Annotated in this window: 12 protein-coding genes; 4 read left to right on the top strand and 8 right to left on the bottom strand. The window is 66.0% G+C overall.

What is annotated here, in order from left to right; all coding sequences use genetic code 11:
• Nucleotides 1-44: 44 nt before the first annotated feature.
• From paaZ to DY467_RS16035, 3 genes are all read left to right on the top strand, one after another.
• Entirely contained in the window at nt 45-2,084 is a 2,040-nt protein-coding gene (gene paaZ, locus DY467_RS16025) for a phenylacetic acid degradation bifunctional protein PaaZ (protein ID WP_164637428.1), read from the top strand.
• A 73-nt stretch (nt 2,085-2,157) separates the two neighbouring features.
• The gene (locus tag DY467_RS16030) at nt 2,158-3,174 is read left to right on the top strand and encodes a quinone oxidoreductase family protein (protein WP_164637430.1); all 1,017 of its coding nucleotides are present in this window, start codon (nt 2,158-2,160) and stop codon (nt 3,172-3,174) included.
• Between the two features lie 239 nt (nt 3,175-3,413).
• Nucleotides 3,414-4,151 carry a hypothetical protein gene (locus tag DY467_RS16035; protein ID WP_164637432.1) on the top strand — a complete coding sequence of 246 codons (738 nt, stop codon included), beginning with the start codon at nt 3,414-3,416 and terminating at the stop codon, nt 4,149-4,151.
• 389 nt (nt 4,152-4,540) lie between these two features.
• Here DY467_RS16035 and DY467_RS16040 read toward each other — a convergent pair whose 3' ends face one another.
• The 6 genes from DY467_RS16040 to DY467_RS16065 form a co-directional block, all read right to left on the bottom strand.
• Nucleotides 4,541-5,503, bottom strand: a complete 963-nt coding sequence (locus tag DY467_RS16040) for a fatty acid desaturase family protein (RefSeq protein ID WP_164637434.1) — start codon at nt 5,501-5,503, stop codon at nt 4,541-4,543.
• A 53-nt stretch (nt 5,504-5,556) separates the two neighbouring features.
• Nucleotides 5,557-6,780, bottom strand: coding sequence for a bifunctional alpha/beta hydrolase/OsmC family protein (locus tag DY467_RS16045; RefSeq protein WP_164637436.1), 1,224 nt, complete (start codon nt 6,778-6,780; stop codon nt 5,557-5,559).
• A gap of 226 nt (nt 6,781-7,006) precedes the next feature.
• Nucleotides 7,007-7,672 (bottom strand): sulfite oxidase-like oxidoreductase, encoded by a 666-nt coding sequence (locus DY467_RS16050; RefSeq protein ID WP_164637438.1) that lies wholly within the window; start codon nt 7,670-7,672, stop codon nt 7,007-7,009.
• A gap of 21 nt (nt 7,673-7,693) precedes the next feature.
• Entirely contained in the window at nt 7,694-8,893 is a 1,200-nt protein-coding gene (locus tag DY467_RS16055; RefSeq protein WP_164637440.1) for a cytochrome P450, read from the bottom strand.
• 69 nt (nt 8,894-8,962) lie between these two features.
• Nucleotides 8,963-9,190, bottom strand: coding sequence for a ferredoxin (locus DY467_RS16060; RefSeq protein ID WP_107343710.1), 228 nt, complete (start codon nt 9,188-9,190; stop codon nt 8,963-8,965).
• Nucleotides 9,191-9,289: 99 nt separating this feature from the next.
• Nucleotides 9,290-10,723, bottom strand: a complete 1,434-nt coding sequence (locus DY467_RS16065; RefSeq protein WP_164637441.1) for an amidase — start codon at nt 10,721-10,723, stop codon at nt 9,290-9,292.
• 137 nt (nt 10,724-10,860) lie between these two features.
• Between DY467_RS16065 and DY467_RS16070 the strand changes: the two genes are divergently transcribed.
• Nucleotides 10,861-11,973 (top strand): SbmA/BacA-like family transporter, encoded by a 1,113-nt coding sequence (locus DY467_RS16070; RefSeq protein WP_164571305.1) that lies wholly within the window; start codon nt 10,861-10,863, stop codon nt 11,971-11,973.
• 17 nt (nt 11,974-11,990) lie between these two features.
• Here the strand turns inward: DY467_RS16070 and DY467_RS16075 are convergent, their stop codons facing one another.
• Entirely contained in the window at nt 11,991-13,367 is a 1,377-nt protein-coding gene (locus tag DY467_RS16075; protein ID WP_164571306.1) for a GH1 family beta-glucosidase, read from the bottom strand.
• A 184-nt stretch (nt 13,368-13,551) separates the two neighbouring features.
• On the bottom strand, nt 13,552-14,331 hold the full coding sequence (locus DY467_RS16080) for an SDR family oxidoreductase (protein WP_164571307.1): 780 nt from the start codon (nt 14,329-14,331) through the stop codon (nt 13,552-13,554).
• Nucleotides 14,332-14,363 lie beyond the last annotated feature (32 nt).

The following is a 14,363-nucleotide window of genomic DNA, read 5'->3' on the forward strand; positions in this document are numbered from 1 at the left end:
CAAACCGCGCCGCGATCGCGGACCACACGTCGGGGAGAGACGCCATGACCGCCATCCTGCAAAGCCTCGCCTGCGATCGTTGGGAGACGCCGGCGGCCGGGCTGGTCGATATTCCGAGCGCGATCGACGGCCGCGTCGTGGCGCGTGCGTCCAGCGCGGGACTCGATTTCGCGGCCATCGTCCGGTATGCCCGGCAAGTCGGTGGGCCGAAGCTGCGGGCGATGACGTTTCATCAGCGCGCCGATATGTTGAAGGCGCTCGGCGTTTACTTGGGCGAGCGCAAGGAACAGCTCTACGCGCTCGCCGCCGACACCGGCGCCAACCGCCGCGACAACGCGATCGACATCGACGGTGGTCTCGTCACGCTCGCGGCGTTCGCGTCGCGCGGCCGCCGCGAATTGCCGGATGCGAATTTCATCACCGAGGGCGAGGTCGAGGCTTTGTCGAAGCGCGGCAGCTTCGTCGGCCAGCACATCCTGTCGCCGTTGCACGGCGTCGCGGTGCATATCAATGCGTTCAATTTCCCGTGCTGGGGGGTGCTGGAAAAGCTCGCGCCGGCGCTGCTGGCGGGCGTGCCGGTGATCGCCAAGCCAGCGACGGCGACGGCCTATGTGGCGGAGGCGCTGGTCAAGTTGATCGACGAGTCGAAGCTGCTGCCGCAAGGCGCGCTGCAGCTTGTCTGCGGCGGCCTTGGTGATCTGCTCGATCATCTGAACGGCCAGGACGTGATTGCCTTCACCGGCTCGCTGCAGACCTCGGAGAAGCTGCGCGCGCATCCGAACGTCGCCCGCCATTCGATCCGCTTCATCGCCGAGCGCGACTCGCTGAATGCCGCAATCCTCGGCCCCGACATCACGCCGGCCGATCCGGAGTTCGATCTGTTCGTCCGCGAGATCGTGCGCGAGATGACCGCCAAGGCCGGGCAAAAGTGCACCGCGATCCGCCGCGTGCTGGTGCCGCGCGCGCAGGAGGCCGCAGTGGTCGAGGCGCTGAAGGCCAAGCCCGCCGACGTCAGGCTCGGCGATCCGCGCCGCGACGACAAGGCGATGGGCCCCTTGGTCAGTCGCAGCCAGCGCGAGGCGGTGCGCGCCGCGATCGCGACGCTACAGAGCGAGGCCGAGATCGTGTATGGCGATCCGAACGTTTGCGAAGGTGCGGGCATCGACACCCAGGCTGGCGCCTTCCTATCGCCGGTGTTGCTCCGCGCGCGCGAGCCGATGCAGGCCAGCCACGTTCACGCCACCGAGGCGTTCGGCCCGGTCGCGACCGTGCTGGCCTATGACGATGTCGCGCAGGCGATCGAGCTGGTGCGTCGCGGCGAGGGCAGCCTGGTGGCGTCGCTCTTCACTTATGACGATACGATCGCCGAGCAAATGATCCTCGGTCTGGCGCCGTTCCACGGCCGTCTGCTGATCGTCGACCGCGACGATGCGGCAGAATCCACCGGCCACGGCACGCCGCTGCCGGCGCTTCTGCACGGCGGTCCGGGGCGCGCCGGGGGTGGCGAGGAGCTCGGCGGCTTGCGCAGCGTGTATCACTACATGCAGCGCACCGCGATCCAATGCTCGCCGCGTCGTCTTGCGCGCCTCACCGGCACCTGGACACGCGGCGCGCCGGCGCCGGCCGCCGAGGTGCATCCGTTCAAGCTGAACTACAATCAGCTCGAAATCGGCCAGAGCATCGAGACCGCAAGCCGGCCGATTACGCTCGAAGACATCGAGCACTTCGCGCATTTCACCGGCGACACCTTCTACGCCCACATGGACGAGGCGGCAGCCAAGGCCAATCCGTTCTTCCCCGGCCGTGTCGCCCACGGCTATCTGATCCTGGCATTTGCCGCCGGCCTGTTCGTTGATCCCGCGCCGGGCCCGCTGCTCGCCAATTACGGCCTCGACAATCTGCGCTTCCTGAAACCCGTCTCGCCCGACGACAGCATCAAGGTGAAGCTCACCGTGAAGCAGAAATCGCCGGCGCGGCGGCCGGAATATGGCGAGGTGCGCTGGGACGTCGAGGTCGTCAACCAGAACGGCGAACCGGTGGCGCGCTATGACCTGTTGACGATGAGCTCCCGGCCGGCAGCATAGCCCGGCGCGGCGGAATCTGGCACAACGCGGTGCCGCTCGCGCGCGGCGCCGTTTTCCTGCCGAGACCGTCACCATGTCCGATTCTTCTGTTACCGCTGCTATGTCGATCGAGGCACGTTGCGTTCGCCTGCACCACAAGGCCGCTGATGTCGCGGCGATCGAGCCGGTCATCGAGCCCCTGCGGCTGTCGCGGCGTGCCGCTTCGGAGGTGCTGATCGAGGTGAAGGCGGCGGCGGTCAATCCATCCGACGTCAAGGCCGCGACCGGGCTGATGCCGTACGCGGTGTTTCCGCGCACGCCGGGCCGCGATTTCGCCGGCCGGGTAATCGACGGTCCGGCCGAATGGACCGGCCGCGATGTGTTCGGCTCGTCCGGCGATCTCGGCATCCGCCGCGACGGCACCCATGCGAGCCACTTGATCGTGGAGGCCGACGCGCTGGTCGAGAAGCCCGCGAGTGTGTCGTGGGAAGAGGCCGCCGGCATCGGCGTGCCGTTCGTCACCGCGACCGAAGGCCTGCGCCGCGCCGCGCTCGCGGCCGGCGAGACGCTGGTGATCATGGGCATCAACGGCAAGGTCGGGCAGGCGGCCGCGCAGATCGCGAGCTGGCGCGGCGCGCGGGTGATCGGTGTGGTGCGCAAGGCGGAAGCCTATGCGGGCCATGCCACCGCGCCGGTGGAGATCATCGACTCATCGTCCACCGACGTCGCCGCCAAGGTGCGTGAGCTCACCGGCGGCAAGGGCGCCGATGTGGTGTTCAACACCGTCGGCGATCCGTACTTCAAGGCGGCGAACCAGTGCCTGGCGCTGCGCGGCCGGCAGATCCTGATCGCCGCCGTGCACCGGATCGTCGAGTTCGACATTCTTGCCTTCTATCGCGGCCAACATACTTACGTCGGCATCGACACGCTGGCGTTCTCCTCGATCGCGACCGGCGAGGTGCTGCGCTCGCTCGGCGACGGTTTCGCCGGCGGCCATCTCAAGCCGTTCCCGATCGTCGATGGGGCGGTCTATCCGCTCGATCAAGCACAGGCCGCGTATCGTGCAGTGGCAGGCTCATCGCGCGACCGGGTGATCATCAGACCCGATTAATTCTCTCGACCCGGTATCACGTCGAAGCCGCCGGACGTTTCGCCGCCGGCCAACTCATCACGTCGCCCGCACGGTTCACCCGCTTATTATACCGGTTTCCAAACAGGAACCTTGCTACTCCGGCGATGGTTGAAGGTCCGCCGGTTGCTCCGATCGAGCGGGGACCGGCTACCCCGGCGGAGCGGCAAGAGCGGTCCGCCGAGCTGGTGCGACGTTCGCTCTGACCGGAGACCCTGCCGATGCTGGACAAGGTGAACGGCGCCGATCTCGCGATGCTGAGTACGCAGGCCCTCAAGACCCGGCTGCTGCAACTGGTCGAAGGGCAGGACAACAAGCTGCTGAGCGAAAAGCTCGCACTGCTGGACGGTCCGCTCGCGCCCTATGTCGACGAACTGACGCGGCGCAATCCGCATCCGCGCGCCGAGGATCAGGTCGCGGCGGTGATCGGAGTGTGGACGCCGGTGTGGTCGACCATCCCGTTTCACCATGCGCTGCCGGGCCGGATTCCCTCGCAGTCCTACCAGATCTTCCGTGACCGCGGCTTCTACGCCAACGTCGCGCACCATGCGCCGGGGCACCAGAACGCGCTGCTGCACAGGCTCACACCGCTTGGCCTCGCCTGCAACCTGATGCTGGTGCAGCGGTTCGAAGTCGCGGACGGGCGGTGGCTGATCGAGAATATCGGAATCGAGGTCGCGCGCGGGCGGCGCGACGAAGGCCTCAGCATCGACGACGCCGAAGCCTGGTTCGATGCGGTGCTGGCACAGAAGCTCGATCACGCCGAAGCTCCGAACGCCACGCTGGGCGTTCCCGACCTCAGCGGCCTCGATGCGGCATCAGCGAAGCGGCTGGCGAAGTCGTTCCAGGCCAAGCCGATGATGCAGAACATCTACCTCGACGACGATCTGCGCCTGATCCGAAGCCAGCGCGAAGCCACGCAGCGGCCGTCCTACACTATCGGGGTCCGGCGGCGTTGAAGCGCCGGCGGTGACCGTCTCGTCGCGCGACCACGCGATGATCCGCCCCTCGCTGCGATAGCGACGGGCGTACAACTCGGACGCCGCTGGCGCCGCAAGACCGCGCAGGCATGGCTGTGGGGATTTGAATCGATGGTCGCGGCAGGGCAGAGCGGAGCGCTCGCTCCAGCCATAACTGTCATCGTCCGGCTCGTCCGGACGATCCAGTATCCCAGAGCGCTCGTTGCGCCGTGCGGAAGTTGCACCACAGGCGCTCTGGAATACTGGGTCCCCGCATGCGCGGGGGATGACGACGGAAAATGGGATGACGACGGAGAAAGGGGTGATGAAGGAGGCGAGGGGTGACGACAAAGAGTCGTCCGGCGCTGATCCGAGCAGCCGCCGCGCAGCTACTCCGCTGCCACCGCGCGTGGCCGCGTCGTCGCCAGCTTCAGCACGTCGCGATACGACGGCGCCACGGTGACGCGGTCCAGCAAGCCCTTTTGCTGCAGCAGCCGATGCGCTTCGGGAAGGTTGTAGCAGGGCAGGTACATGAACAGGTGATGCTCGGCGTGGTAGTTGACCCAGTACGGCGCGATCAGCGCGCGCTCCAGCGGATTGGCCAGCGTGGTGCGCGCCTGGCTGAACGGATCGGCGCCGGTCGCGGTGCAGGCGTGTTCGGCGATGTTGCGCACCCGCGTCACCAGCGGCAGCCAAGTCGCCATCGCCCCTAGCCAGATGCCGACGAACCAAATGCCGGCGCCGGCCAGCCAGAACAGCACCAGCAACACGGCGTTGGCCGCGAGGAAGCGTTGGGTACGCGCCTTGCCGCTGGCGACGAAGCTGTCGTGCTTCGGCGCGCCGCTGTCCGCCGGCGCAAACAGCGCCTTCAACGCCGGCAGCCGCTGCTTGACGAAGGTCTGCCCGGTGAGGTCGCGGATCGCCTTGCGGGTGAAGCTATCCTTGCTGATCGGGAACGGCGCCGACAGCACCAGATCCGGATCTTCGGGCTGCTGGGTGTATTTGTGATGCTGCAGATGATAGCGCCGATACGCCGGCAGATCGGCGCCGACCGGCACCGCGCACAGCCATTGCCCGATCGCCTCGTTGAGCTTCGGATTGCGGTGCAGCCCGCCATGCGCCGCCTCGTGCATCAGGATGGCGAGGCCGAGCTGCCTGGTGCCGACGATCATCACCGCGATCAGCCAGGTCAGCGGGTTCGGCCAGATCGTCACCAGCGCGACGGCGAGAGCGATACAGCCCCAGGCATGGGCCACCAGCCACACGCCGCGAGCCGAGCTCCGATGCGTCAGCCGCGCCCATTCGTCGGACGTGAAGATCGTTTTCGGATCGATCCGCGCCACTGCCGGCATCGCCGCCTCCCTGATGTTGTTTTTCGGCAGTGTCGGGGAAGCGGCCGGCAGCGTCAATCGGTGCTGCGCGTGATGATGCTGACTTCCGAGGTGAGGGTGCGATGCACCGGGCACTTGTCGGCGATCTCGATCAGCTTGGCGCGCTGCTCGGCGGAGAGATCGCCCTCCATGCCGATCACCCGTTCGATGCGGTCGAGCAGCCCGACCTTGGTTTCGCATTCGGCGCAATCCTCAGCGTGGATCTTGGCGTGGCTCAGCGTCACCGTGACGCGATCGAGCGGCAGCGCTTTGCGTTCGGCATAGAGCCGCATCGTCATCGAGGTGCAGGCGCCGAGCGCGGACAACAGCAGATCGTACGGCCCCGGACCGCTGTCGCGGCCGCCGACGCTGGCCGGCTCGTCGGCCTGCAGACGATGCGGTCCGACGCTGATCTGCTGCTGGAACTTTCCGTCGCCGGTTTCCTGCACGGTGACGAGGCGCGGCACTTCCGGCGCACCGGCGGTCGGGGCCGGCGTCTCGGCATCGATGTAGCGCTGCGCCCAGGCGGCGATCACGCTCGCCGCGTAGGTCGCGTCACGGCGTTCGCTCAGCAGATGGTCGGCGTGATCGAGCGAGACGAAGCTCTTCGGGTGCTTCGCCGCAAGAAAGATCTTAGTGGCGTTGTCGATGCCGACGGTGTCGTCGGTCGGCGCGTGCAGGATCAGCATCGCTTTGTGCAGCTTGGCGATCTCGGCCATCAGATTGTGTTCGGCGATGTCGTCGAGAAACTCACGCTTGATCGTGAACGTCCGGCCGGCAAGCGAAACATCGACACTGCCCTCGCTGCGGATCGCAGCGACACGATCGGCAAACAGTCCGGTGACGTGCGACGGATCGGACGGCGCCGCAATGGTGGCGATTGCCTTCGCCTCCGGGATCTGTGCCGCGGCCGCCAGCACCGCAGCGCCGCCGAGGCTGTGGCCGATCAGCAGCGACGGCGCCCGATGCGACGACCGCAGATGATCGGCTGCCAGCACGAGGTCGGCGACGTTGGAGGAGAACGTCGCGTTCTCGAACTCTCCCTCGCTGGCGCCCAATCCGGTGAAGTCGAAGCGAAGGACAGCGATGCCGCGTGCCGCCAGCGCCGCCGAGATCCGCCGCGCCGCCAGGTTGTCCTTGCTGCAGGTGAAGCAATGCGCGAACAGCGCATAGGCCAGCGGCTGCGCATCCGGCAGATCAAGCGCCGCCGCGAGTTGATGCCCGCCGCTGCCTGGAAATTGGAAACGTTCGGTGGGCATCTTAAGTACTCCTGATGTCTTTTCGTCATTGCGAGCGAAGCGAAGCAATCCACTTCAGTGCACGAGGCTGGATTGCTTCGCTTCGCTCGCAATGACGGGTGGACTCTCTTCGCCACAGATCGTCATTCCGGGGCGCGCGGAGCGCGAACCCGGAATCCAGAAGTGCAGAGCACCTCGAGATTCCGGTTCGCGCCTGTCGGCGCGCCCCGGAATGACCGGCGCGGCGTCAATCACTCGAATAGCGTTGCTCTTGCCATGGATCGCCGCGGTTATGATAGCCGCGGACCTCCCAATAGCCGGGCGCGTCGTCGTCGCGGAATTCGATGGCCTGCAGCCACTTCGCACTCTTCCAGAAATACAGATGAGGCACGACGAGACGCACCGGGCCGCCGTGCTCCTGATCGAGCGGCGCGCCGGACCAGCTGTGTGCGATCATCGCATCCGCGGCGGCGAAGTCTTCGATCGATAGATTAGTTGTGTAGCCGTCGTAGCTGTGCAGCACGACGTAGCGGGCGGCATCGGTCGGCTGGCAGGCGTCGAGCAGCGTTCGTGTCGCGGGCCCCTGCCAGCGATTGTCGTAGCGCGACCAGGTGGTCACGCAATGAATATCGGAGACGATGTCGGCCTGCGGCTGGGCCATGAACTGCGCCCAATCCCAAAACACCGGGTGCGCCACCGCGCCATAGACGTCGAGCCGCCAGCGGTCGCGGCCGATTTGCGGCGTCAGGCCGAGATCGAGCACCGGCCAATCTTTGACCAGATGCTGCCCCGGCGGTAGCCGTTGCTCATCCGGCCGGACGTGCCGGCCGGTGAGAAATTTGCCTTCTGCCGCCCAGCGCTGCTTGCTGCGGGTGAGTTTGGACTCCGGCGGCAGTTCGGCATCGTCGGACATCAGCGACCTTTCGGGCGGGGCTCAGCTCGGCTTGCCGAACAGCAGCGGCAGGCTGCGCGGGCCCCGGACTGTGCCCTCCGACCAGCGCACTTTTTGTGACGGGTCGAGCCTAAACGAAGCAATCCGCTTCAGCCACTCCTCGATCGCAACCGTCATCTCCATCCGCGCCAGATTGGAACCGACGCAGCGATGGATGCCGAGCCCGAAGGCAACGTGCGGATTCTCCTTGCGGTCGATCATCACGCGGTCGGCCTCGGGAAACACCGATGGATCGCGGTTAGCGGCGGGGAACGACAGCAGCACCATGTTGCCCGGCTTCACCGGGCAGCCGGCGATCGAGGTTTCCTTCATCACTTCGCGGGCCATCGTGACGGGCGAGTAGGCGCGCAGAAACTCCTCGATCGCGGTCGGCATCAGCTCGGGTTCGGCCAGCAGCCGTTCGCGGTCGGCCGGATGCGTGGCGAGGTGCCACAGCGCCGCGCCGATCGCGCTCCAGGTGGTGTCGATGCCGGCGATCAGCAACAGCCGAAGCGAGCCGAGTACATGCGCGTCCGACAGCGGCTCGCCCTTGTCGTCACGGGCGTTCATCAGCGTGGTGATCAGGTCGTCGGTCGGCTTTTGCTTGCGGTGCTCGATATGGCCGTGAAAGTAGGCGCTCATTTCGAACACCGCCTTCATCAGGACGGCATCGTCGTTGATGCCGAGTTCGAGGATCTCGTGAATCCAGCGGATGAAGATGTCGCTGTCGTCTTCCGGAATGCCGAGCATGTGGCAGATCGTCTTGACCGGAATGTGCTTGGTGTAGGCGGTGGCGGCGTCGCAGCCGTCGTCTTCGATGAAGGCGTCGATCAGTTCATTGCAGATCGCGCGCACCCGCGGCTCGAGCTTGGCGACCGCATCGGGTGTGAACGGTGGCAACAGCAGCCGCTTGGCCGGTTTGTGCTCGGGCGGGTCGGAAGTGATCGGCGGTGCCGGCGGCGGTGACGCCGAGCGGACGTTGCGGACGATGATCCGCCGCGACGAGAAGTGATCGGTGTCGTAGGAGATCTCTTTCACTGCCGCGAAAGTGGTCGGCATGTAGCAGCCGAGAAACCGATCGGTGTGGACCAGCGGACTGGCCGAGCGCAGCTCGTCCCAGATCGGGTAGGGGTTCTCGGTCCAGCGCGGATCGGTGTGGTCGAAGTCATTGACCCAGTCGGTGACGGGTGCGCGTTCGCTCATGTCTGGCGTTTCCTCTGCTGAATGTCGGTGCGGTCTTGGCGCCGCTCGAACGGGGAGAAGGCGGAGTGATCAAGCTTCGTCGATGACGATCGCATTCTCGGGGCAGTTGGACTTGGCCAGCCATGCCTGGTCGATCAGCGCGGTGGGCACCGTGCCGTCGCCGGTTTCGTGGGCATTTCCATAGTCATCGAGCTCGAACAATTCAGGAGCCAGCGCTTTGCAGCGCGCATGGCCCTGACACTTGTCCTGGTCGACGTGGATTTTCAGCGTCTCGGACGCTCTTAGGTGATCGGACATTGGCGTTTCCCTATCGTCCGCCTTTGTCGGCGGATCTATCGGTGTTGCAACACGCGTGAGAGTAGCACAGCGTGTTGCAACCGCCAGTCCCGAGGGCGCCTACAGGCTGGCAGGCGCCGGGCGCGGGTCGATCGGGGTCGTGCTCTTTAGGCCGAGGATATCCTCGAGCAGGGCGGCGCCGGCGAGCAGGCCGGCTTCGTTGCGCGGTTTTGCCACCATCTGCAGGCCGATCGGCAGCCCGGTTGCGGTGAAGCCGCAAGGCAGCGACAGGGCCGGGCAGCACACCAGCGTGATCGCATAGACGATGCCGAGCCATTCGACATAGTTGCCGAAGGTGTGGCCGTTGCATTCGGCGAGGTAGCGCTGCTCGACTGGGAACGGCGCGGTGATCGTTGCCGGGCACAGCAGCAGATCGTAGGTCTTGAAGAACTCGATCGCGCGCGCCGCCATCGCCACCCGCTGCGCCTCGGCCTTGGCGAGATCGTCGACGCTGAGCTTCAGGCCCTGTTCGATATTCCAGATCACTTCCGGCTTGAGCAGGTCGCGCTTGGTGCGCAGCAGGTCGGCCTTGCTGATCGCGAAATCGAATGCGCGCAGTGCCTGGAAGCACTCATGCGCTTCGGACAGATCCGGCTGCGCCTCTTCGACAATCACGCCGGCTTCGGCGAAGCGTTCGGCCGCCTTGCGGGTGACGGCGGCGACTTCCGGGTCGACCGGCGTGATGCCGAGGTCGGGCGAATATGCCACGCGCAGCGGCTTCTGCCGCGACCGCGCTGCAGCGAGGAATGAGGTGGCGGGCGAGGGGATCGACAGCGGATCGGCGGCGTATTCACCGCTCATCGCGTCGAGCAGCAGCGCGACGTCCTCGACATTGCGGGCCATCGGGCCCTGGACGCCGAGATTGCGGTCGATCTTCGCCGCCGGCGTGTGCGCGACTCGGCCGAAGCTCGGGCGCAGACCGACGATGCCGCAGAAGCTCGCGGGATTGCGCAGCGAGCCGCCCATGTCCGAGCCGTGGGCCAGCCATGCGGTGCCCGATGCAAGGGCCGCCGCGGCGCCGCCGGACGAACCGGCCGCCGAGCGCGACAGATCCCACGGGTTGCGCGTCGCGCCAAACACTTCGTTGAACGTATTGGCGCCGGCGCCGAATTCCGGCGTGTTCGACTTGGCGTAGACTATGCCGCCATTGGCTTCGAGATGCTCGACCATCAGGTCGGAGCGCGCCGGGACATTGTCCTTGTAAATCGGCGAGCCCTGGGTGGTGAGCACGCCTGCGACCGCGGTGAGATCCTTGATCGGCACCGGCAGACCGGCGAGAAGACCGCGCTCCGCCGGCGGTTTTTTCATCAGCTCGGCGGCGTGAGCGCGCGCGCGATCGAAGCACAGCGCGGGGAGAGCATTGACGGCGCCGTCGACTTCGGCAATCCGCTCTTGCAGCACGTCGAGAACCTCGATCGGCGTCACCTCGCCGGACTTGAGCTTGTCGACCACTGCACAAGCGGTTTCCTTTACCAGCGCCTGATCTGCCGCCACCCTGTAACTCCCCTGAGTTGATCGCGCGGCGGTATCAGTACATCACCGTCAGCGCTTTTGGACCGGATACCAAGACTAGACGCAATGGGTACCCCGGACCGCTTCACAACCTGCCGGTCCGGGCCTTATATCGCGTCATGGGACTCTTCTCACATAACGACTCGAACGGCCACAACCTGACCGGGTTCTGGCTGCTGTCCCGCAGATTTTGGCTGAGCGGCAAGCCGCGCGTCACGGGCCTGATCGTGGTGCTGATCGGCGTCGTGCTCGCACAACTGCTGGTTCAGTTTTATCTCAATTTGTGGAATCGGCATTTCTTCGATGCACTCGAACGACGTGATGCCGGCGCCTTGTGGGCGCAGACCGGGATATTCGTGATGCTGGCCGCCACCAGCGTGCTGGTCGCTGCGACCTCGGTGTGGGGCCGCATGACCGGGCAGCGCAAATGGCGCGAGTCCATGACATGTGAAATCCTGGCGCGCTGGTCGCGAAAGGACCACAACGTCCCAATCGATGGTACAGATCACGGCGCCGAGAACCCGGAATATCGCCTCGCCGAGGATGTCCGGATCGCCACCGACTCCCCGGTCGATCTGATCCTGGCGTTTCTGTCGTCGGTGCTGACGGCGCTGACCTTCTTCAGCGTGCTGTGGAGCGTCGGCGGCAGCATCGACATCAGCGTATTCGGACATCGCGCCGAGATCCCGGGCTACCTCGTGGTAGGTGTGGTCGGATATTCCACTCTGATGACCGCGCTGATGCTGTGGTTCGGCCGGCGCATGACCAGCATCAGCGAGCGGCGCAATCAGAACGAGGCGGAATTCCGGGCGGCAGCCGAGGTGATGCGCGGCGGGCGTCCCGCCAGCGAGGCCGACGAGAAGGCTTGGATGGCGAAGCTGGCGCGGCGTCTGCAGGAAGTGCTGCGGTCGTGGCGCGAACTGTGCTGGCAGCTCGTCGACATGACGCTGGTGTCGCACAGCAACTTCTTGTTCGCGCCGGTCGCCGCGTATTTCCTGTGCTTTCCGAAATATCTCGCCGGCGCGATGACGCTCGGCGAGGTGACGCAGAGCGCGGCGGCGTTCGTCACCGTGCAGGGCGCGGTGAACTGGCTGGTCGACAATTATCAGCGGTTGGCGGACTGGCGCTCGTCGGCCAACCGCGTCGCCGCCCTGCTGGCCGCAATCGATGCGATGCCGGACCGCACGCCGGCGACGCCGGCCGAGGCGTCGCGCGAATTGGCGTCGTCGTAAAAGCCCCGCCTGCTGCTTCAGGCGCTCGCGCCGCGGGCGTGGCGGATTACGTCGGCAAACCAGTTGAACGACGCCTTCGGGATCCGGCGCAGCGTCGCATAGTCGATGTAGATCAGCCCGAAGCGGACGCTGTAGCCGGATTCCCATTCGAAGTTGTCGAGCAGCGACCAGACCATGTAGCCGCGCACATCGGCGCCGGCGGCGACCGCCTGGTCGAGCGCGGTGATGTAGTCGCGCAGGAAGGCAATGCGGCCGGGGTCGATCACCTCGCCGTTGGCGTCGGGTTTCTCGATATTGCTGCCGTAGCCGTTCTCGGTGACGTAGACCGGCTTGCCGTAGCGGCGGCTGATCTCAATCAGCGTATCGCGGAAGGCGTCCGGCTCGATCGTCCAGTCGATCGGTGAGCGCGGAATGCCTTCCGGCTTCGGGCCCCAGCCGAGGCCAACGATCGCGTTCGGATCTGAGTTGATATAGACGGGGCTGTAATGGTTCAGGCCGAACCAGTCGAGCGGCCGGTGGATGCGCTCCATGTCGCCGGGCTGGATGAACGGCTTGATGGCGTCGCGGATCAGGTCGGGGTACTCGCCGCGATACTGCGGGTCGGCGAAAGCGCGATTCCAATAGTCGCTGATCAGCTTGGCCTCGGCGACATCTTCCGGCTTGTCGCTCGACGGGTACACCGGCTGATAGTTGGTGACCAATCCGATCTTGGCGTCGGGGACGGTCTCGCGCAGCACGTCGACGGCGGCGCCGTGCGCCAGATTGACGTGATGAATCCAGCGATGCAGCTTCTCATCCGCGCTGCGGTCGCGCGCGCCGAATGAGCGGCTGAACAGGCTGAAGATGCCGGGCTCGTTGAAGGTCGCGAAATGCTTCACCCGCTTTCCGTAGCGCTCGCCGATCACCCGGGCATAGTCGGCGAACCAGCCGACGATCTCGCGATTCATCCAGCCGCCGCGCTCTTCCAGCGCTTGCGGCAGATCCCAGTGATACAGACAGATCCACGGCTCGATGCCGGCAGCTTCCAGCGCGTCGATCAGGCGATCATAGAAGGCGAGGCCGGGCTCGTTGATCGCGCCGGTGCCTTGCGGGAAGATCCGCGGCCAGGCGATCGAAAACCGATACACCTGAATCCCAAGCGCCTTCATCAGCGCGACGTCTTCCTGATAGCGATGATAGTGATCGCAGGCGACGTCGCCGGTGTCGTTGTTGGCGACGTAGCCGGCGCGGCAGTACACGTCCCAGATGCTCTGGCCGCGGCCGTCTTCGTTGGCGGCGCCTTCGATCTGGAAGCTCGCCGTCGACACGCCCCAGATGAAGTCTTTGCGGATGTGCGACAGCACCGGCAAACCGGGCATGGGCTCAGATGTGGGAGGGGTGAGCGATGAGGCCATGGCGAAATCTCCGATTGCAGGTGTCATTTGATACGCCGCGGCGCTGACGGCGCCGCTTGCGTTGAATCAAACAGCGACGTTGTGACGCCCGTGCGGTTGACGATCCGTTGCGGCACGGCTGTGGCGAAAGGCCTGCGCGGCAGCACCGTCATGGCTGAGTTGCGGCCGGCGCGGCCGTTGCGGTTCAGGCCGGCCAGCCCGCGCTGAGGCCGCCATCGACCGAGAAGATTGCTCCGGTGGTGTAGCCGGACCGGTCGGACGCCAGATAGGCCATCAGGTCGGCGATCTCGCGCGGCTGCGCCGGGCGGCCGAGCGGAAGGTTTTTCTGCAGTTCGAGGTAGCGGCTCTCGTCGCCGAGTTCGGCTTTGGCACGGCCCTTCATCCGCCCGAGATAGCGATCGGTGCCGACCGGGCCGGGGTTGATGCCGACGACGCGGATGTTGTCGGCGAGGCTGCGGCTGCCGAGCGCCCGGGTGAATGCCATCAGCGCAGCGTTGCCAGCGGAGCCGCAGATATAACCGGGGTCGAGCCGTTCGCCGGCTGCGCCGATGTCGTTGATGATAACGCCGCCGCCGCGCGCCTTCATCTGCGCGTACACCAAGCGGGTGAGATCGATGAAGCCGAACACTTTCAGATCCCACGCATGGCGCCAGGTCGCGTCGTCGATCGCATCGATCGTGCCGCGCGGAATATCGCCGGCATTGTTGACCAGGATGTCGATATCGGTCGCTTGAGCGGCGAGCTGCGACAGGTCTGTCTTGTTGCGCAGGTCGGCGACATGGACTGCGACGCCAACGCCGTGCTGGTCGCGGAGCCGGGCGGCGAGGGCTTCCAGCGCATCCTTGTTGCGGGCGGCGAGCCGCAGGTGACAGCCTTCCTCGGCGAAAGCTTCGGCCGCGGCGGCGCCGATGCCCTTCGACGCGCCGGTGATGAGGACGCGCTTGCCGCGCAGATGCAGGTCCATCGAGTGCCCTTCGGTGAAGTCCGGTTCGGCCG

The organism is Rhodopseudomonas sp. BR0G17 (genome assembly GCF_010907025.1).
GTDB lineage: Bacteria > Pseudomonadota > Alphaproteobacteria > Rhizobiales > Xanthobacteraceae > Rhodopseudomonas > Rhodopseudomonas palustris_H.

What these genes read in the sequence shown, in the direction of transcription:
- DY467_RS16050 (WP_164637438.1), bottom strand. Translation starts at nt 7,672, where the DNA reads ATGTCCGACGATGCCGAACTGCCGCCGGAGTCCAAACTCACCCGCAGC.
- DY467_RS16040 (WP_164637434.1), bottom strand. Translation starts at nt 5,503, where the DNA reads ATGCCGGCAGTGGCGCGGATCGATCCGAAAACGATCTTCACGTCCGAC.
- DY467_RS16045 (WP_164637436.1), bottom strand. Translation starts at nt 6,780, where the DNA reads ATGCCCACCGAACGTTTCCAATTTCCAGGCAGCGGCGGGCATCAACTC.
- DY467_RS16030 (WP_164637430.1), top strand. Translation starts at nt 2,158, where the DNA reads ATGTCCGATTCTTCTGTTACCGCTGCTATGTCGATCGAGGCACGTTGC.
- DY467_RS16035 (WP_164637432.1), top strand. Translation starts at nt 3,414, where the DNA reads ATGCTGGACAAGGTGAACGGCGCCGATCTCGCGATGCTGAGTACGCAG.
- DY467_RS16060 (WP_107343710.1), bottom strand. Translation starts at nt 9,190, where the DNA reads ATGTCCGATCACCTAAGAGCGTCCGAGACGCTGAAAATCCACGTCGAC.
- paaZ (WP_164637428.1), top strand. Translation starts at nt 45, where the DNA reads ATGACCGCCATCCTGCAAAGCCTCGCCTGCGATCGTTGGGAGACGCCG.
- DY467_RS16080 (WP_164571307.1), bottom strand. Translation starts at nt 14,331, where the DNA reads ATGGACCTGCATCTGCGCGGCAAGCGCGTCCTCATCACCGGCGCGTCG.
- DY467_RS16075 (WP_164571306.1), bottom strand. Translation starts at nt 13,367, where the DNA reads ATGGCCTCATCGCTCACCCCTCCCACATCTGAGCCCATGCCCGGTTTG.
- DY467_RS16070 (WP_164571305.1), top strand. Translation starts at nt 10,861, where the DNA reads ATGGGACTCTTCTCACATAACGACTCGAACGGCCACAACCTGACCGGG.
- DY467_RS16055 (WP_164637440.1), bottom strand. Translation starts at nt 8,893, where the DNA reads ATGAGCGAACGCGCACCCGTCACCGACTGGGTCAATGACTTCGACCAC.